22 protein-coding genes and 1 pseudogene are annotated in these 17793 nt (G+C 62.0%); 7 read left to right on the top strand and 16 right to left on the bottom strand.

Annotated elements, in window-relative coordinates; translation table 11 throughout:
• Positions 1-205: 205 nt before the first annotated feature.
• Positions 206-586, bottom strand: a complete 381-nt coding sequence (locus AC1MBU_RS03960; protein WP_479788693.1) for a hypothetical protein — start codon at positions 584-586, stop codon at positions 206-208.
• Between the two features lie 1115 nt (positions 587-1701).
• On the opposite strand from AC1MBU_RS03960, the gene AC1MBU_RS03965 reads away from it, so the two are divergent.
• The gene (locus AC1MBU_RS03965; protein ID WP_479788696.1) at positions 1702-2139 is read left to right on the top strand and encodes a hypothetical protein; all 438 of its coding nucleotides are present in this window, start codon (positions 1702-1704) and stop codon (positions 2137-2139) included.
• Between the two features lie 96 nt (positions 2140-2235).
• Here AC1MBU_RS03965 and AC1MBU_RS03970 read toward each other — a convergent pair whose 3' ends face one another.
• Positions 2236-2658: a hypothetical protein gene (locus AC1MBU_RS03970; protein ID WP_479788698.1), complete on the bottom strand. Its 423-nt coding sequence runs from the start codon at positions 2656-2658 to the stop codon at positions 2236-2238.
• A gap of 779 nt (positions 2659-3437) precedes the next feature.
• On the opposite strand from AC1MBU_RS03970, the gene AC1MBU_RS03975 reads away from it, so the two are divergent.
• Together AC1MBU_RS03975 and AC1MBU_RS03980 are read left to right on the top strand one after the other, a co-directional pair.
• Positions 3438-3710, top strand: coding sequence for a glutaredoxin family protein (locus AC1MBU_RS03975; RefSeq protein ID WP_479788700.1), 273 nt, complete (start codon positions 3438-3440; stop codon positions 3708-3710).
• A 98-nt stretch (positions 3711-3808) separates the two neighbouring features.
• Positions 3809-4204: a single-stranded DNA-binding protein gene (locus AC1MBU_RS03980; RefSeq protein ID WP_479788702.1), complete on the top strand. Its 396-nt coding sequence runs from the start codon at positions 3809-3811 to the stop codon at positions 4202-4204.
• 277 nt (positions 4205-4481) lie between these two features.
• Here the strand turns inward: AC1MBU_RS03980 and AC1MBU_RS03985 are convergent, their stop codons facing one another.
• The 4 genes and pseudogenes from AC1MBU_RS03985 to AC1MBU_RS04000 all read right to left on the bottom strand — a co-directional run bounded on the left by AC1MBU_RS03985 (position 4482) and on the right by AC1MBU_RS04000 (position 7064).
• On the bottom strand, positions 4482-5024 hold the full coding sequence (locus tag AC1MBU_RS03985; RefSeq protein ID WP_146070920.1) for a hypothetical protein: 543 nt from the start codon (positions 5022-5024) through the stop codon (positions 4482-4484).
• 14 nt (positions 5025-5038) lie between these two features.
• Complete coding sequence (locus tag AC1MBU_RS03990) at positions 5039-5137, bottom strand: hypothetical protein (RefSeq protein WP_479788704.1); 99 nt, start codon at positions 5135-5137, stop codon at positions 5039-5041.
• On the bottom strand, positions 5134-5739 hold the full coding sequence (locus AC1MBU_RS03995) for an Abi family protein (RefSeq protein ID WP_479788707.1): 606 nt from the start codon (positions 5737-5739) through the stop codon (positions 5134-5136). Before AC1MBU_RS03995 ends, AC1MBU_RS03990 begins: the two co-directional genes overlap by 4 nt.
• Before the next feature lie 176 nt (positions 5740-5915).
• Positions 5916-7064: pseudogene (locus tag AC1MBU_RS04000) on the bottom strand (IS3 family transposase).
• A gap of 322 nt (positions 7065-7386) precedes the next feature.
• Between AC1MBU_RS04000 and AC1MBU_RS04005 the strand changes: the two are divergent.
• Both AC1MBU_RS04005 and AC1MBU_RS04010 read left to right on the top strand, forming a co-directional pair.
• The gene (locus AC1MBU_RS04005) at positions 7387-7839 is read left to right on the top strand and encodes a hypothetical protein (protein WP_479788709.1); all 453 of its coding nucleotides are present in this window, start codon (positions 7387-7389) and stop codon (positions 7837-7839) included.
• A gap of 474 nt (positions 7840-8313) precedes the next feature.
• Positions 8314-8769, top strand: coding sequence for a toll/interleukin-1 receptor domain-containing protein (locus AC1MBU_RS04010; protein ID WP_479788711.1), 456 nt, complete (start codon positions 8314-8316; stop codon positions 8767-8769).
• 168 nt (positions 8770-8937) lie between these two features.
• Here the strand turns inward: AC1MBU_RS04010 and AC1MBU_RS04015 are convergent, their stop codons facing one another.
• Positions 8938-9609, bottom strand: coding sequence for a Type 1 glutamine amidotransferase-like domain-containing protein (locus AC1MBU_RS04015; RefSeq protein WP_277359024.1), 672 nt, complete (start codon positions 9607-9609; stop codon positions 8938-8940).
• Positions 9610-9766: 157 nt separating this feature from the next.
• Between AC1MBU_RS04015 and AC1MBU_RS04020 the strand changes: the two genes are divergently transcribed.
• Positions 9767-10345, top strand: a complete 579-nt coding sequence (locus AC1MBU_RS04020) for a recombinase family protein (protein ID WP_277359025.1) — start codon at positions 9767-9769, stop codon at positions 10343-10345.
• Between the two features lie 122 nt (positions 10346-10467).
• Here the strand turns inward: AC1MBU_RS04020 and AC1MBU_RS04025 are convergent, their stop codons facing one another.
• The 6 genes from AC1MBU_RS04025 to AC1MBU_RS04050 are packed head-to-tail and all read right to left on the bottom strand — an operon-like array spanning position 10468 to position 15598.
• Positions 10468-11331 (bottom strand): prenyltransferase, encoded by an 864-nt coding sequence (locus AC1MBU_RS04025; protein WP_471672828.1) that lies wholly within the window; start codon positions 11329-11331, stop codon positions 10468-10470.
• Positions 11328-11651 carry a lycopene cyclase domain-containing protein gene (locus AC1MBU_RS04030; RefSeq protein ID WP_346027964.1) on the bottom strand — a complete coding sequence of 108 codons (324 nt, stop codon included), beginning with the start codon at positions 11649-11651 and terminating at the stop codon, positions 11328-11330. Before AC1MBU_RS04030 ends, AC1MBU_RS04025 begins: the two co-directional genes overlap by 4 nt.
• Positions 11648-12013, bottom strand: coding sequence for a lycopene cyclase domain-containing protein (locus AC1MBU_RS04035; protein WP_479788715.1), 366 nt, complete (start codon positions 12011-12013; stop codon positions 11648-11650). Before AC1MBU_RS04035 ends, AC1MBU_RS04030 begins: the two co-directional genes overlap by 4 nt.
• Entirely contained in the window at positions 12013-13620 is a 1608-nt protein-coding gene (crtI, locus tag AC1MBU_RS04040; RefSeq protein WP_479788717.1) for a phytoene desaturase family protein, read from the bottom strand. Before crtI ends, AC1MBU_RS04035 begins: the two co-directional genes overlap by 1 nt.
• Complete coding sequence (locus AC1MBU_RS04045) at positions 13617-14531, bottom strand: phytoene/squalene synthase family protein (protein WP_479788719.1); 915 nt, start codon at positions 14529-14531, stop codon at positions 13617-13619. The genes crtI and AC1MBU_RS04045 overlap by 4 nt, the downstream gene beginning before the upstream one ends.
• Positions 14528-15598, bottom strand: a complete 1071-nt coding sequence (locus AC1MBU_RS04050) for a polyprenyl synthetase family protein (protein WP_277359031.1) — start codon at positions 15596-15598, stop codon at positions 14528-14530. Before AC1MBU_RS04050 ends, AC1MBU_RS04045 begins: the two co-directional genes overlap by 4 nt.
• Before the next feature lie 35 nt (positions 15599-15633).
• On the opposite strand from AC1MBU_RS04050, the gene idi reads away from it, so the two are divergent.
• The gene (gene idi, locus AC1MBU_RS04055; RefSeq protein WP_471672831.1) at positions 15634-16176 is read left to right on the top strand and encodes an isopentenyl-diphosphate Delta-isomerase; all 543 of its coding nucleotides are present in this window, start codon (positions 15634-15636) and stop codon (positions 16174-16176) included.
• A gap of 20 nt (positions 16177-16196) precedes the next feature.
• Here idi and AC1MBU_RS04060 read toward each other — a convergent pair whose 3' ends face one another.
• The 3 genes from AC1MBU_RS04060 to AC1MBU_RS04070 are packed head-to-tail and all read right to left on the bottom strand — an operon-like array spanning position 16197 to position 17649.
• Positions 16197-16955, bottom strand: a complete 759-nt coding sequence (locus tag AC1MBU_RS04060) for a glycosyltransferase family 2 protein (RefSeq protein WP_471672832.1) — start codon at positions 16953-16955, stop codon at positions 16197-16199.
• 9 nt (positions 16956-16964) lie between these two features.
• A complete protein-coding gene (locus AC1MBU_RS04065; protein ID WP_277359924.1) occupies positions 16965-17186 on the bottom strand; it encodes a helix-turn-helix transcriptional regulator in 222 nt (73 codons plus the stop codon).
• A 1-nt stretch (position 17187) separates the two neighbouring features.
• The gene (locus AC1MBU_RS04070; RefSeq protein WP_479788723.1) at positions 17188-17649 is read right to left on the bottom strand and encodes a hypothetical protein; all 462 of its coding nucleotides are present in this window, start codon (positions 17647-17649) and stop codon (positions 17188-17190) included.
• Positions 17650-17793: the final 144 nt, after the last annotated feature.

A 17793-nucleotide genomic window follows, 5' to 3' on the forward strand; every position in this document is an offset into this window, starting at 1 on the left:
GATACCAGGGTGAACTTCCCTGCATCTACCCAACACTGACCAAAGGAGAGCACCCAAAACACACCTCAAACCGGTCAGAGAAAAAATCCGCAATAAACTCCGTGCCCTTCCCCGCACTAGTCGATCCCTCAACGCACCCGGGCCGAGATCAACTAGATAGGCCACTGCAAACTGAAGCAGCCCTGAGGGCGAGGTCGTTCCTCTGCTATGCGCAGCTCTCCTGACCGGTAAGCACGATTCTATTGGTTATGTCAGCAGTGAAGTTACGGCTACCACTTGCATACGTCATCCGGATGCCTTCGGCTGTCCCATTGGTGGCCGAGTCGGAAAGGCTCAGGGTAACTATGACGTTTGCGGATTCTCCGGGTTTCAGAGTGAATTCTTCAAGGATTTTCCGCTTTTCCCAGGCTTCAGTCTCGGCCGGGCTCGCCGGAACGGTGCTGGCAGTTCCAAGTACTGCACCAGAATTCCAGTCCGCCATTCCCTCGATTAGCATGACGTAGCTTTCTTCATGCTGAAGACCTCGTGAGGTGAGCAGGTTTGCGTCGGTGAGGATTAAATCGGCCGCCCCGTCATTGGTGACCACTTCACCGAACGCTGCGAACCCTTCATCGGGGGTGGGCGTACATGTTTCTGAGTCGCTTCCGACTGTAAGTGGCCCGTTGGTTCCGCCCCCTGAACAAGCCGTGGTGATTTCGATGAGTGCAAACGCGAAGAGGAGCCCGCTTCGGTTGCTCACCGCAAGATTGACTGGGTGCCGGAGGTCATCATTCTTCGGATACTACCTGTGGAGTCGAGGATCTACTCCCAAGGTGAGGAAGTAATGAAAACTCATTCCGCAGCGGCGCTCAGCAACACACGCTTTCTTGTGCTGATCCAGAGCAACAAACACCAGGCCATGGCGAGGGCCGACCCTGCACGACGTACGTGGCCCCTGTTAACGCTTCGGAAGAGATCTACTCGTCATTGGTGTCTCGAGGAATCCGTCTGGACCGACCAAGGTCGCAACGCGGTCATCGAGGACGACTTCCGCCGCCGATAGGAAATCGAAGCTACCGATTCGACAGTCGATTCTCTCCCCATCTATATCGAGTGCGGAGTCCCGTAAGCCGATGCCGGCGGTGCGGCGGGCGAACTGCTCTAACCGTTGAGGCATTTCGCGCGCGGACTGTTCTGCAGGAAGGATTTGGCTCACGCAAGCAGTCACCAGGTGTTGGTAAAGGGCGGTGCCCGAGTCAATGACGTCCCGAACGACACCTCCATTCTTGAAAGTCCGGATAGAAATTCTTACTTGTAGGTCTGTGCGCGAAGAGTCCAAGTAGGACACCTCGGAGACATCTGTCGGGTCGGTGTCTGTGCCTTCCCAGTTGATTCGGTCGAGCAGGAATCGGTTGTTGGGTAGGAGACTCAGCAGCGGGGTGCCGAACTCCTCGAATCGTTCCCTATTGCTGCGTAGCCCCAATAAGCTCACCAGCTAGCCCCCTCTAGGTTTAGTAGCCGCTGAAGTCCGGCTGTTCAAGAAAGCTACAACCTGAGGCGCGAGGCGGCTAGGCATGAGCAGAACCGTGGTTCACCCGTGACTGCAAAAGAACCATCGCCATCCTCCTACAGGGACAGTGACCGGCCCGGCCGCGGGAGTATGGCGGCATGAACTCTCGGTGGCGGGGTTAACCGATATTCGGCTGAGACTTAGAGTGGAGGATGCGCCTGACCCGAAGCCGTGACTGGTCGCCCCTTGAGCAATGGTCGTCCGTGGTCCTGATTGCCCTCCTGTCAGCAGGGCTCTGGTTCGGCTGGTTCGGGTGGGATACCGAGTACCAGTACGACGCGGCTACCGGAAGAATGACTGGACCGTACGAGATATGGCAGGGAGTGGCAGCGTTCCTGTGCGGCATCGTGGTGGTAGGGCTCGCCTACCGGCTCCTGCATTTTATCGTTGCCCTGCTGGTACTTCCTGCTTCCTTCACGCTTGCATGGATCAGCACTGCCTCTGCCATAGATTCGGGCGGCCTGTGGGCGGTCGGGGCGATACTTGTCGCCTTCGGTACTACTTTCGGTACAGCCGTCTTGCTTGGCATCGCCGCAGCAGTCGAAGCCATAGGCACCAGGCAAAGGACCTCCATAATGCCGGGTGAGTGAGACAGGGCGTGCCCTACGCGATGAATCCTTGAGCTTAACGCGGGACCTAAGCCAAAATCGCGGTCAGCGACGATCCCTCACTGCGACAGGATCGAGTCAGACGGCGGCAACGGTCACTTCTCGGCCGACGATCATAGCTATGAGGTCGTCGAGAGTTCCGTGGCACTTCTCCAACTCAGGTAGGTGGTAGAACGTGCTCGTGGTCTCCAGGTTGTTGATGACTTCGTCCGGCGAATGCAGGATTGTTCTTCTGCCTTGGGCGATCGCGATGCCAAGCTCAACATGCGTGGACTTCCCGCCTGGAAGCAGGATCACGACGACGTCGGCACCTATCACTGCATCTCTCTCATGCTGCCCGATGGAGCGCAGGTCCTCTAGGGTGAGTGTGCCCGCATCGCGCGTCAACGCGTTCTGGGTCCAGTCGTACGTGTTGACGTAGCCCTTGCTTTCCAAGGTTTGCGCGACGTGCCGGACGTTGACGATATTCCTGAAGCTCGACGCAACATAAAACCTTTTCAAAGCTTCTGCCTCCTGATTGGAACTGTGACCATTGTTCCTTGCTGGGGGGGCAATACCGTTGGAGCGCGAACATTTCCACGAAATAGTTTCAGCGGCCCATAGTGCTGCGGCCAAGCGCCTGACGACACTCGCCCGCCATGCCCGTAAGCCGGCCGGTCACCGCTGGCGGTCCGCCGTCGTGGTCGGCTTTTGCTGTGGGTCGGCTGCGGCGGACCGCCACTCGCACACTCAGTGCCCGCGACCGGGTGCGCGCGGCTGTCGAAGCCAGGAATGCCGAATGGAGACTCGGGGTGCTGATGGAGGGTTAGCAGGGCTCACCAGGAAAAGGGCGTCCGCTGGCGCGCCCGGCTGTGGTGGGGCCAGTGCCGGCTCCGCAGGGCTAGCCGTCTCTGACCCTGTTCTATCTACGACGTTTTGGCTGCTGTCCTGTCGGATTGTACGTGTCCGCTCCGGCCGTCTAGCCCCTCCTTCGTCGGGGCCTGCGGTGCAGGAAATGTCCCTGCGGCGCTCCTTCGTCGCTGATTTCCTCTGGGAATTTCCTGCCCCTTGCCCTGCGGGTAGACAGGCCTCCGTCGGCCACAGCTCCGCAAGCTTCGCCAGCAGCCAAAACAACGGGGGAGGGGAAGCTGGTCGGTCACCTAAGCCGCCTCTCCACTGGTCCACGCCAGCACCCGATTCCAGCCGCTTGACAGGCATAGAAGCGTCGGGGAGGGACAAGGACCGAGCAGTACAGCAGTTGACTCTCACTAACACCACCACGAAACCGAGGACTGAATGTTATGACTCTGACCATCTACATCAAGCCCACCGGGTGCTTTGGGTGCGACAAGACGAAGCAGCTGTTCACCGCAGCCGGCGTGACGTTCACCGCCGTGGACATCACCACCAACACGCACGCCCTGGAGTACGTCACCGGTGATCCTGCAGACGGCGGACTCGGTTACTCCCAGGCACCAGTCGTCGTGTATGACAAGGGCGGCAGTGAAGATCACTGGTCAGGACTTAACCCGACCAAGATCAAGCAGGTCATCGCCCTGGATGCCAGCGAATAAAACGTACCCAAGAACTGACTCACTCAAACACTCATTTACTCAAATACTCACCGCAGCAACGACACACCACAACCACCACGAGAGGCAAGTTGATCATCATGTCAGGCGAAACCATCATCACCGTCATTGGGAACCTCACCGCAGACCCCGAGCTGCGCTTTACCCCGAGTGGATCCGCGGTAGCGAACTTCACCATCGCCTCCACGCCGCGCACGTTCGATCGGCAGTCCAATGAATGGAAGGACGGGGAAACCTTGTTCCTGCGCTGCTCGGTGTGGCGTGAATCGGCTGAGAACGTCGCCGAGACCCTTACCAAGGGAGCCCGTGTCATCGCCCAGGGCCGGCTGCGGTCCCGCTCCTATGACACCAAGGAAGGCGAGAAGCGCACCGTGATGGAGCTCGAGTGTGACGAGGTGGGCCCGAGCTTGCGCTACGCCTCCGTCCCCCGTGGGTTCGAGAAAACTGAAGCCTCGATAGGTGGGAACTCAAGTTAGGGGGTCTGAGGTGCTGGTCGAGTACCCGTGAGTTGGCCTTCGGTTTGGTTGTCGGGAGGTCAGGTGGCTGTGACAGGTTTAGTTGGCCCCGGTAGGACGGCTATTTCTGGCCCCACTTCATGACTCGCCGGGTTGTTGTGACGGTTATGCGTGGCCCCAGCGCCACCGTTGGACGCAGTCAAGGAGTAGTGACTTTATGGGGCAGATTGGAAAAAGCAGCAAAAGGGGGACGTTACCTCTACACGGTGATAACGTCCCCCTCTATTGCGCGTCGGCCTTATTCGGTGCTGAGTCTTTCGGTTTCGGCGATAACCGCAGAGACATCCTTGAATGTACCGATGTCGGTCAGTGTGGATGCTGGCAGAGGTAGTGCTTTGCCTTCGGCAATGGTCATTCGTCCAGTTGGGCCGCTCAGGGTTACATAGCCGGCCGGAACTTTCTGGAGATAGAAGATACCGCGCTCTCCTACCTCTAATAGCGGGTTGTCCTCATCCAGGAAGGCTACGCCGTCGAGGGTGCCCCCAGTTTGGTGGATGGTGACTTGGTTATCTTCCGCGCCGCCCTTCACCCATTCCTCAACCTCCACCAGAGCATTGGTAAATGGAAGTCCGTCCACAGGTGGAGCATCGACGGATGCGGTCACCGTTCCCACGACCACTGCATCGGCGGCCTTAGTCAGACCAGGAACAGTCGTGAACAGTTCTGCGTAGCTTGGGGTAAGGCTCATTACCTTGTTCGCTTCGCTACTCTGTCCGGTGCCACACCCTGTCAGCATCAATCCTGCGACCAGCAGTATGCCACCTATTTTTGTCTTGTTCATCGTCCTTATCCCCCTCAGTAGAGCCTGTTAATTCCGGTGATCTCGTCGTTGGTGGGGTAGTAGATCCCTCCACGGAGTGGCGTATTTCCGGCCATAAGCGTCTGGTAGTTCACATCAGCCAGCCCGATGGTGTGGCCGATCTCGTGTGCGGCGACTCCCCGAAACTGAGTACTTCAGTGACTGCCCAGATGGGCAGCGGCTGCTGTGGATACTTCAGTAGGTGGTGGGCGATGAAGTCCTCATCCTCGGCGCCCGAGCGAACAGCTTCCCGACAGGTTTCCATCCAAGCATCGAACTTGGTTTGGTCTCCGCTGAGTTGGTCACAGATTTGTCTGTCAAGGAACTCCTTGGAGGTGTGTGCAGCTACGTTCTTTGCCGCAAGAGTATGCGCTATCGCAGCCCGCAAGCGGACCTCAAAGTCCAGCAAACCCTCTAAGCAGACCCGCGCCAACTTGAAGTCGAATGCTTCAAGCTGCATGACTTGCTCGAAATTAGCACCAGGAATGTACTCATCTCTGCGGTACTGGCGTAGGCGCTCATTTACCTCTTCAGGCGGGAGCAATTGACGAAAGACATATCGGTAGGCCCCCGAGCGGAAGTAACCCACGCGTGTAAGGAAGTTAAGCGCAGCGCTACGGTCCGGAACGGCGAGGCCGCGGTCCTCAAGTTGCTGAAGCAACTCGTCGCGCTCCTTGAAATCCTTCGTGTACTCCACGCGCTCACCGTACTTCGCACAAATGAAAATCGCCCCCTTGAGCCGAAGCTCAGAGGGGGGCGATGTCTGATATCTAGAATGTACCACACAGTTCTGAGAGTTGAAGATCGAGGTGGATGGCGGCAAAGCTGCAGAGTTTATGGCGAGTGATTGGGTCCCGGTTAGCAGTCCAGTGGCTATGCGATAGCTAGTTGATTTTTCTGCGTCCAGATGTCCCAGTACTGTTTCGGCGTCATGCCGTCGAGGGACCCGTGGGGCCGTTCATGATTGTAGATGTTCTTCCACTCGTCGGCCAAGTACTTCGCTTCGGCCATGGTGTCGATGATTTCCCCAGTGAGTTGTTCCCTTCTGAATTGGGCGTTGAATGACTCGGCGAACCCGTTCTGCCAAGGCGATCCCGGGTCAATGAACGCCGTATCTACCCCGGCAGTGGCGCACCAGTTGACCAGCGCTGCGGCGGTGAATTCCGGTCCGTTGTCGGAGCGCACATAGGTTGGGGTGACGCCGGTTTCGGCGATGATGTTCTCCAGCACCGCGACTACATCGGTGGCGGTGAAGGACCTGCGCGGAACGATCGCCAGGGCGGTCCGGGTGTACTCGTCAATGACGTTGAAGAACCGGACATGCCTCCCGCAGGAGGTCACATCGGACTGGAAGTCGAAGCTGATCACATGCATCGGGTACTCGGCCTTCAGCCGCTTCTGCTCCCCGGCGCCGGGCCCGGTGCGGCGACGCTTACGCGCCCTCGGTTTACAGGTCAGTCCCTCGGCCCGCCAGAGCCGGCGCACCCGCTTAGCGTTGAGCACCACGCCAGCCCACTCCGGCTGGGCGAGCAGGTGCCAGCGGGCCTTCCGCCACCCCCCACGCCGGATGCTCCCCGGCGATGGCCCGCAACGCCGCGCGTAGCCGGGCTTCCTCGAAGCTGACCGCTGGGCGTGACTTGCGCAGCGCGGAACGGTTCTGACCCAGCACCTTGCACGCGAATCTCTCGGACGCCCCGAACTTCTCCACCGCCATGCGCACTGCCCGGCGGCGAGGTTCGGGGCTCAGAATTTTCCCTTAGCCACCTCGTTCAGGATGTCGATGGCCAGTTCCTTCTCGGCCAGCAACCGCTTCAGCCGGGCGTTTTCCTTCTCCAAGTCCTTGACCGCTTTGGTTTGGGCTGCGTTCTGCTCGGAACCGTACTGCTGCAGCCACCGATACCAGGTTGCCTCGGTGACCTGCAGCTCCTTGATGACCTCGATCATCGGCTTGCCGTCATTGAGCATTTTCTGCCCCTGCCGGACCTTCGCGACGACCTGATCCGGGGTATGCCTACGTGCCATAATCTGTGAATTTCCTCCTGCACCCATTATCGGATGCGAAACTCACACAGTCACCGGACTCCTACCCAGGGACCCAACCACGAGCACACAACTCGCTTTCTATATCCTCCACCGTGCCCTTTTCGGGTCTAATTGCCTGTACCTGTTCATAAGCTCCATGACTTTGCGATGAGTGTGGCCACCCTCGCCCACATGTGGGACAAGACTGATGCGCGGCTGCTAGACCGACGAGGGTAAGCAGCGCCGCAACTAGTATGTGGTGATGGGGAGACTACTGGATCGACAGCAGCGACGTGCATTGCCGCTCGTGATGGCAGGGGTCGTGGCCATCGCCGCCTATGCGTGGATCGGTGCGATGCAAATCCTTGTATGGAATCCAATGGCCGCGGTTCCTGGAATAGGAATCGAGGAAATCAAGGCGGCTATGGCCGCAGCTAATGAACCACTTCGGGAAGGACCCGTATATGGCTGGGCTGTTCTGGGGCCGGCCATAGCCGTTGCAGTAGGCATCTACGCCATCGTGAAGGTTCCAGATCTACGCTGGACGATCACGCGTTGGTTTCTCACCCTGCTCGTGCTCGGTACACCGACCTACTTCTTCGCATCTTTCAATCCTGGAATGAGCATCGCTGATGCTTTCGCTACATCCGGAGGGGACCATGCCCCTTGGAGCGGGATCCTTTACGGCGTCAGCTTGCTCGCACTGATTGCATTGGCGCTGACCGCTACTAAGCGTGACGCGGAGGGCGGAAAGTCCGGAAATAGCCCACCCTAGCGTCTCAACGACGACAGACTCTCAGCCCTTCCAGGAGTCAAATTCTCAGCTCAACATTGGTCATGAAAACCATCGTGGACCAGCAGCCGATACCCCTCTGAGCTACTTCGATCGGCTTACGAGCACCGACGGGCCATTGCTGCACTCGGTGTCGCAGGTCTGAAGTATCATCAGCGCATGTCTCAATGCACAGCTCCAAGAGAAGGCCACCGCACTGCAAGCGGTCGGGCGAATTGCCCTGCATGCTCGTCCGGCTATGGACGTTCTTCATACTCGCCGCCTCGGTCGTACCCGTCCTACCCCACACCGGCCGCGCCTGTACGTAGGAGCGGGAGCCTGTCGGGCGGTAGCGGGGGCGGGGGACGTGGTGTCGCCCGCCCGGCTTGGCAGCCCAGCGGGTCGACTGCCTCGTATACGGAGCAGCAGGTGCGCGATCTAACGTCTGTGCGCGCGGCGACAGTCTTACGGACTCAGGTGAATGACGTGTTCCTCTGTCATGCCTGGCCCGACCGTCAGGCGGCCGCGAATGACGTCTACGAGTTGCTTCTCGGAGAAAACGTGTCGGTGTGGTTCAGTGAGGTGAGTCTGAGACCTGGCACGGACATGCGAGTAGCCATCGACCGTGGATTGGTGAGTTCGCGCATGGGGATCGTGCTGGTGACGCCCGCCATGCTCGACAAGCTGCGTACAGACCGCAGCATTGCGAGCAATGAGCTCAGCGCGCTGCTGCGCCGGAGCCTCTTAGTACCAGTCATGCACGGGGTAACGTTCGAGGAGCTCGACCAGGTCACCCCGACACTCGCGTCGCGTGGTGGATTCAGCACGGCCGAAGAGCCCTTAGAAGACATCGTCGTGAAGATTGCCGAGCTCGTCGGAATCGTTACGGAGGAAGAGGCTGACGAACTCCGCATGAAATCGGCCGACAATTAGCGCTGAGTAGCAAGCCTCCACCAGCGCCAATGCTTACCGTCCGGTTAACGACATCAGCGGCTTGCCCGTAAGCCGGTCGTAAGCCGAACCCTCAGCGTTCCGATAGGCATCTGACGACTGCCCCACTGCCCGCAAGCCGGTCCTTCTGGCGGTGAGGTTGGCCGTCGTCTACTTTGGGAAGTACCGCCAGATGCCCTCTGTGAGGACGTCTACCGCATCATCAGTCACGCTGATGGCCGTTTGGTCATCGATGGCGTAGGACGGTTGCTGTATACCGCCAGCCCATTTCTCTGCTGCCGCTAAAGAGTTACCGGGTGCACCGTCGGGCGCGAGGTGCGGGCAAATCGAAAAGGGAACTACTCCCAGTGTGCTGTCGTCACCGGTCATCGACTTCCAGCCGACGAACTCACGACCGATCTGCGGGGTCATCACCATGCTGCCAGCGCTCATCCCAACCCACACAGTTTTCGTCAGCGACGGGAACATATCGGCCAGTCCGGACTGCTGCACCCAGTGGTTGAGGTATAGAGCGTCACCGCCAGCCGCCAGTAACACGTCGGTTTCGAGAACGAGTGGCTTCCACCGCTCTTCATCGATGCTCGGCAGCGCGGTCAATTCCAGCACGCCGACCGATTCCCATCCCAGGTCAACCATGGGATTCTCGGATCTTCCACTGATAAATTCCCATGCCTTGATGCCGGGGCCGACCCATGGGTGACCATATTGGGCGGTGGGAATGCACAGTGCGTTGGACTCGCTGATCGGCTTGCCGATCAGTTCTTCGAGTGCAGCGAAGATCGTTGGATTGGTGACGCCTGCCGACGTAAGGAGAAGCTTCACGGCGCCATCCTAGCGGCTGCGGCTCGTAGCACCGCGACTCGATCGGTCGGCGCTCGCTGGGCCCATTGCCACCGAGTACTCGACCGACCATCAAATGCACGTAAAACCCGCACTATGAAAAGCCCCGTGAAGGCACGATAAGTGCAACACTGAAATGGTGAAGATCGGCTACGCGCGAGTCTCTACACATCAGCAAGACCTCACCATTCAAAGGGAAGGCCTGGCAGCGCTCGGAGTTGAAGCGGACAACACTTACGTCGACCACGGGCTGACCGGCACCAACCGAGCCCGACCCGGACTTCTCCAGGCACTGGCGGCAGTCCGGGCCGGTGACACGCTTGTCGTCACCAAACTCGACCGGCTTGCGCGGTCGTTACCCGACGCTCGGGATATCGCGGATGAGCTTACGCGCAAGGGAGTGTCATTGAGCCTGGGCAGCAGTGTCTACGATCCGACTGATCCGGTGGGCCGCCTCATGTTCAACGTGCTCGGCATGGTCGCCGAGTTCGAGTCAGACCTGATTCGAGCCCGCACGCGTGAAGGCATGGCCGTGGCGAAAGCCAAAGGCCGGCTGCGGGGCAAGCCGCCCAAACTGTCTCTCACTCGCCGCCGTCACCTGTACGAGCTGGTCGACGAAGACAAGTACACACAGATGGAACTGGCGGAGATATTCTCAGTCTCCCGGACAACTATTTATCGCGAGATCAAGAGACGCGCCGCGGCGTCGAAATCCTGAACCCTCACCGCGTAAGCCGGCTACGGAACAGCAGGTATACGAAGTACGGCGCACCGAGCAGTGCGGTCAGCAGCCCGCCGGCAGCCGCGCCGGCGCAACAAGAGCGTTGCGTAATTGCCGAGTCAGCGGGTTACCGCGTACCAGATGAGCAGCATCGTTACAAAGAACCCGGTGACATAGTTCAGCCACAGGAACCGTTCCCAACCGCGGTGGGCGAGCTCGGCGTCGTCGTCCTCCAGGGAAGCAAAGGGGACGATATTGACCACATACAGCAGAACCAGGAAGGAGGCCAGCGGTCCAGGCCACGGGGTGAAGAGCAGGAGAGCACCGCTGACCAGATAGGAGGCGATGGCAAACCTCACGGTCGCCCGGCCACCGGTCACCGTCGCAATGGAGGCGATACCGCCGGCCCGGTCTGCCACGACGTCCTGCACCGCGCCGAACGCCTGGCTCGCCACGCCCCACAGGAAAAACGAGGCCAGCAGTGCCCACAGCGCCGGCGTGAACTCGGCCTGCGCCAGCACCAGCCCATAGACCGCCGGGCTGACAAAGTGCGTGCTCGAGGTGATTGAGTCCAGGAAGGGGCGTTCCTTGAAGCGGAGTTTCGGAGCGCTGTACGCGATGACCGCGAAGACGCTGACGGCCAGCACCAGCCAGGACAACGGCCCGCCCAGCAAAACCAGCGCCGCGAGGAACGGCACATTGGTGGCAATCGCCGCGCGGAGAGTGGTCGCGTGCATGGTCCGGTCAAGCACGGCACCTTCCACGCCGCCCTTGCGGGGATTGCGGAGGTCAGACTCGTAGTCGAACACGTCATTGATCCCGTACATCGCCAGGTTGTAGGGGATCAGGAAGTAGAGGGTTCCAATAATCCAGGCGAGGTCGATCCGCCCGGCGGTCAGCAGGTAGGCGGCCGCAAACGGGAACGCCGTGTTCACCCAGGACAGCGGGCGCGAGGACACCAGCAAGGTGCGGAGGGTCTTCATGGCTGCGGCTTCCCCGCCCGTTTGCCCAGCAGGATCCACAGCGCGGGTAGCAGGAGCACAGCCGCCACGGGATAGGCGAAGTCTTCAATCGGAGCGAACCCGATGTAGACGCCGGAGATCAGCTCCTCGGAGTAACTGAAGAGCCCGAACGCGATCATCATGCTGTCGAACACGGCGGTCAGAACCAGCACGACGACGGCGGCGGCACCTGCCGCAGCGAGCGCAGTCCTGCGCCTGCCGTCTTTCAATGCCGCCGCTGTTAGGCCGCCGACAAGAAGCGCCGGAAGGAGGAACACCGCATTGAGCGCCCAGTAGGTCACGATTGCCCTCCCGGCTCGTCCGACAGTTGCCGTGCATCCCGGGGACTGCTGCTGCGCTCGGTGAAGATGCGCCGGAACCACAGGAACAGGTTCATCACCAGATAGCACAGGAAGGCGAGGAAGATCGGTTCCTCCAGGGGCAACTCGGGTGCGAGCATCACTCCCGTCATCGCTGCGGTACCCCGGTAGAAGATCCCCAGCCCGATCCCGGCGAGGTCCCATACGAGGAAAAACAGCACTCCGGTGATCAGAACGACGGCGGCCCGGCGGGCGTCGTTCCAGAAGAACAGGCGCAGGCGCTGGTCGAGAAGCACCATGCAGCCCAGCGAGATCAGGAGGAACAGCAGGTAGGCAGCGCCCATCACGTGACCGTGTTTTCGCGGACCCTGCCTGCCCGCAGCGGCACGGGAAGCGGGCCGGTGCTCAGGTCCCTGCGCAGCCGCTTGATCACCAGTTCGGCGCTGATCAGGCACATCGGGATCCCGATCCCGGGGATGGTGGAACCGCCCGCGTAGTACAGGCCCTGAACCTTGCGGCTGACGTTGCCCGCGCGGAAGAACGCGCTCTGCTGCAGGGTGTGGGCCGGGCCCAGCGAGGTGCCTTTCCACGAGTGGTAGTCGCGCTCGAAGTCCGCCGGGCCGTAGCTGCGCCGGAGTACGATGCGGTCCGCGAGGTCCGGGATGCCGGCCCACTCGCTCAGCTGTTGGATAACAGCATCAGCGACGCGCTCGATGCGCTCGCCGCCCGCACCTCCCAGGCTTGGATCCGCCGGGATCGGGACCAGGACAAAGACGTTCTCGTGTCCCTCCGGAGCCACGGTGGGATCCGTGGCGCTGGGCTTGCACACATACATGGACGCGGGCGTGGGAATGAAGGGAGTTCGGCCGAAGATCGCACGGAAGTTCTCCTCCCAGTCACCCGTGAACAGCAGTGTGTGGTGCTGCAGCTCCGGCAGCTCGCCGCGGACGCCCAGGTAGAGCAGAAGGGCGCTGGGCCCGGCTGTGCTGCGGTTCCAGTACCGCTGGGGATAGGTCTGCAGTTCGCGGGGGAGCAGCGTGGTTTCGGTGTGGTGAAGGTCCGCTGCGGAGACGACGACGTCGGCCGCGATGGTGTGCTCCCTCCTGTCAGCGGAGCGGTAGCTCACCCCACGGACGGCCGCGGGTCGCTTGCGGGAGGCCGTCGCAGTGGTCTCGATCCCGGTGACCTCGGCGCCCGTGGTGATGGTGACGCCGGCATTCCGGGCCAGGCCCTCCAGCGCGTCCACCAGCCGGGTGAAGCCGCCCATGGGATAGAGCACGCCGTCGTCGAGGTCCAGATGGCTCATCAGGTGGTACATGCTGGGCGCGGTGAACGGGGAGGTCCCGAGGAACACCGCAGGGTATTCGAGGATCTGCTGCAGCCGCGGGTCGCTCACATAGCGGCGGGCGTAGTTGTGGAGCGGTTCCAGCAGCAGCCGGCCGAGCCGCGGCAGGCGCCCGAGCACATCCGGTGTCAACAGCGAAGTGAACGATTCGAAGGTGGAGTAGAGGAACCGGCGCGTGGCCATGGTGTATGTGTCCGCAGCGGAATCGAGGTACTGCTCCAGCTTTGCGCCGGCACCCGGTTCCAGCCGCTCGAAGAGTTCCACCACCCGGTGCCTCTCGGCGGGAACATCAACGGGTTCGGGGTAGCCCTCGGACAGGAGCCGGTAGCCCGGATCGAGTTTCACGAGGTCCAGCTGCTCATCGGCCGAGGTGCCCAGCAGCCGGAAGTAGTGGTCGATCACCTCGGGCATGAGGTACCAGGAGGGCCCGGCGTCAAACCGGAAGCCGTCCTCGCTCCAGGAGCCGGCCCTGCCGCCCACGGTGTCCTGCTTTTCCAGCACCGTGACGGAATGGCCTTCGGTGGCCAGCAGCGCTGCGGTTGCCAGTCCGCTGATACCGCCACCGATGACGACGACGGCGCGTCCGGACGGTGTGCGTGCCTTCACTGTGCCTCCACGCGGGATGGATGCGGGCTGGAGGGTTCCAGCCCGCGCTTGCCGGTGAGGACAGCGGCCGCGATGCGCAGCTTCACCGTGTTGGGCACGCTGATTCGCGTGCGCATCAGTTCTGAGGCAGGAGTCGCGCGGATGCGCGCGGCCAGTTCGGCGAACAGTTCCTGTGCCAGGGCCACGGCCCTGCGGCTGGATGGGGGCAGCCCGCGGAGCACGGCACGGGATTCGCTCAGATCGTGTTCGATGTCCGCAAGCAACCGTTCCTTGTGCGCCTCATCGAAGTTGTCGGGGGAGACGTCCGGGAAGTAGCTGCGGCCAAGCGACTCGAAATCCTCGGCGAGGTCCCGGAGGAAGTTGACCTTCTGGAAGGCTGCGCCGAGGTGCCGGGCGCCGCGCTCGAGCTTCTTCGTTTCCGTGGCGCTCACCGCGTGCCCGTCGAGGAAGCACTTCAGGCACATCAGCCCGACTACTTCCGCGGATCCGTAGACGTACACGGCGAAGGACTCAGGGGTGTGTTCCGCCTGCTCCAGGTCCGCGCGCATGGAGGCAAAGAATGGGCGGGTAAGGTCAGTGCCGATCCCGGTGCGGCGGGCGGAATGGGCAAAAGCGTGGACCACCAGGTTGGTGCTGTACCCGGTATCCAGCGCGCGTTCCGTTTCGCGTTCGAAGTCGTCAAGCTGGCGCCGGGTGTCCTCAGGAGTCAATCCCGCGGCGGAGGTGACGCCGTCGACAATTTCATCAGCAACCCGCACCAGCGCGTACACGGACTCCACCTGCCGGCGCACGCTGCCCTCGAACAGCCGCGAAGCCAACCCGAAGGAGGTCGAGTAGGAGCGCAGCACTACGGCGGAAGACTTCAGTGCAGCAGCCGTGTAGTCAGCGAGCGCATCGCGGTCCCGGCTCACGCCCGAACCCTTTCGCTGACGACGTCGGAGATGGGCGCCAGACCGTCACGCAGGGCCTGCGGCACATACGGTTCCACGAGGGCCTGCAGCGCGCGCTCGGTCAGGTCGGCGGCGAGACGGGTGGCTTGGTCGCGCGCACCCGATTCAATCAGCAGCTCTCGGACCTCCGCCGCACCGGTTGCGGTCAGGTCCGGGTCCGCCAGCAGCGCCGCGATCCGCGGCCACTGCGGCTGGTCCGCTGCGTAGGAGATCAGCGCAGTACGTTTACCCTCGCGCAGGTCACTCCAGCCGACTTTGCCCGTGCGGCTCTCGTCGCCGAAGACGCCGATCAGGTCATCAGCCACCTGGTACGCAATCCCGATGCAGCGGCCGAACTCTCCCAGCGCGTTCACCAGCAGGTCATCGCCGCCGGCAAGCACCGCACCGGCCTGCAGCGGCGCTTCGAAGGAGTACACAGCAGTTTTCAGCCGCGCCATGTCGAGCACTTCCTCAACAGGCTGCGGAGTTGGATCAAAAGGAGCTAACACATCAAGTAGTTCGCCGGCCGCGGACGCAAAGATGGCTTCATCGAGAAGATCTCCCAGCCGCTGCCGGGTAGCGAGGTCTGTGTCCACCTCGCCGAGCAGCCGGTAGGCGTTGGACAGCGCCAAATCACCGGCAATCACTCCCACGGACAGCCCGGCATGCTCGGCACGCGAGGGACTGCTTCCCTGCGCGGCGGCGAGGTTGCGGTACGTCCCTGACACGTTGGGGATTCCACGGCGGGTAAAGTCCCGGTCCACGACGTCGTCATGCACAATCAGCGAGGTGTGGAGGAGTTCGAAGGATGCAGCGACGGTGGCCGCCGTGACCCTTTCAGTGCCGCCCAGCAGGCTGTAGACAGTCATCACGAGGCGGGGGCGGAACCGCTTGCCTCCCACGGTGCACGTTTCGAGGTGCTCCCACATGGTGCGGTAATCGGGATGCATCGCTTCGGCGCGTGATTTGGACCGGGCGAAGAAGGACGTCAGGACGTCATCTACCAGCTGGCTGTCGGTGGATCCAGCCAGTGTGATCTCCTTGTCCATAGGTAAAGTAAACACGCGTCACCCATTGGAGGGAAATGAACCGCACCGCAGAGCTGGTTGTCCTGGCGGCTGACGACGGAACGCCCGTCGGCACGGCGGACAAGGCGACGGTCCATTCGACCTCCACCCCGCTGCACCTGGCCTTCTCGACGCACGTGTATGACGACGCCGGCCGCATCCTCCTCACGCGCCGCGCGCTGTCCAAGCGCACCTGGCCGGGCGTGTGGACCAACTCCTTCTGCGGCCACCCGGGCCCGGGTGAGGCAACCGAGGATGCCGTGGCGCGCCGCGCGGACCACGAGCTGGGGCTGCGCCTTGATCTGATTGAGCTACGGCTTCCGGACTTCCGGTACCGGGCGGTGGATGCCTCGGGCGTGGTGGAAAACGAGATCTGCCCCGTTTACACGGCACGCGCGGTTTCCCCGGTGAACCCCCGCGAGGACGAGGTGATGCAGGTGCAGTGGGCGGACCCGCTGCAGCTCACCGCGGCCGTTGCCGCCGCACCCTGGGCCTTCAGCCCGTGGCTGACCCTGCAGTTGCCGCTGCTCTACCCGGAGCGGTTCGCCGCCTCCGTCTGACGGCTGTTCTATGCAGAAGGTCAGTGGTGCACTGTCCGACGACGGCGCTCCCGTCCTGCGCTGATTGCTTGCCTCCAGCGCTCCCAGGGTGGAGCCAGCCGCCAGTGGAGCGCCAGTGTATGAAAGGCGCGGCGGAAGCGTCGGCGGCCGGCAGCGCCGCCAGCCAGTGAGCGGGCCGAGATGCCCACTTTGAGGGAGCGGTCGTACGCCGTGCGCTGCGAAGGGTCGAGCGCGAATCCGAGATCGACGTCGTCGTGGACGTCCGGATCCCTGCGATGGATCCGGGAACGCACGCTCTCCCAGTCCGCGCGCCGGAAGGCGCAGTTCGAGCCGAACGGCGGCCAGTGGGCCATGGCGAGCCCCATGGAGACGAAGTACGCCTGCATATAAGCAAGGTTGGCCAGCCACGCACGGAGGGGTCCGGCGTCGTAAAAGTTTCCGGGACCGGTCAGTACGGCGAGGTCGGGTTCCGTATCGAAGCGGTTCGCGATGCGTTGGAGCCAGTCCGTGGGCGGAAGTGTGTCCGCGTCGCAGCGGACAATGATGCTGCCGAGCGCGGCGTCGTAGCCGGCGGAGGCAGCAGCAGCGATTCCGGGCACTGGCTCCGTCAGCACGCGGGCGCCGAGCTGGGCAGCTATCTCCGCGCTGCTGTCGGTGGAGTTGTTGTCCACCACGATGACCTCCAGCGGGGCCACTGTCTGCGCGGCGAGTGCTTCGAGGCAGCGAGTCAGGGGACCGGCGTCGTCCTTGCAGGGAATCACCACGGACAGGGACGGCATGTGCTGATCCTAGCCGCCGCCTGCAGTTCTTTCGGTGTCGTCTCCAGGGAAGAAGAGATCCTCGATGGTGCAGCCGAAGATCGCGGCCAGCCGGAATGCCAGCGGCAGGGAGGGATCAAACCGGCCGCGTTCGATGGAGATGATGGTTTGTCGCGAGACGCCCAGTTCATCGGCGAGCCGCTGTTGGGACCACGCCAACCGCTGGCGGGAATCGTGGACAGAGTTGCGCACATCAGCCCTTGCGTTGGAGGACCAGGTAGCGGATGCCGAAGGAGGCAAAGAACGCGAGCACAACAGCGGGAAGGACGAGCTTGAGGTCGACGGGAAAGTTTGCGGGGATGAACGCAAGGATGGTCGCGCCCGCTCCGGCGAGCAGGACGAGGTCGGTGAACGCGCCGGCGGCCGCACGGTCATACCACCCGGATTCAACGGATTCCTCCGGCCGGTCGGCGGCACCCTTGATGGTGCCGCGGTCCACCACGACGGCGTAGACGAGGGCGACCAAGGGCAGGGCCAGGCAAAGGGCAAAGACCACGCCGCCAAGCATCGGATTGGACTCGGTGGCGCCCATTGCAGCTGCCACCACCCCGAGCGCTGCCGCTAGCGCCAGCCCGGCGGGAATAGCTACCCCCAGTGCTGGGAAACCGCCCCTTTTTGTGGTGCCCCACGGTGTGCGTACCTGTTGATCGTGCATTGGTTCCTCTCCATCATGTAAACCTTGCTTTACATGACAAGTTTGCTTTACACGCTGTCTACTGTCAAGCGCCATTCACTGCCAGGCAGGGGCGCTTTGGAAGGCCTCACGCACAGCGCGCAACGCGGCCAGTAGGCTTGAGTT

The sequence above is a fragment of the Arthrobacter sp. PTI12 genome, from assembly GCF_056679915.1.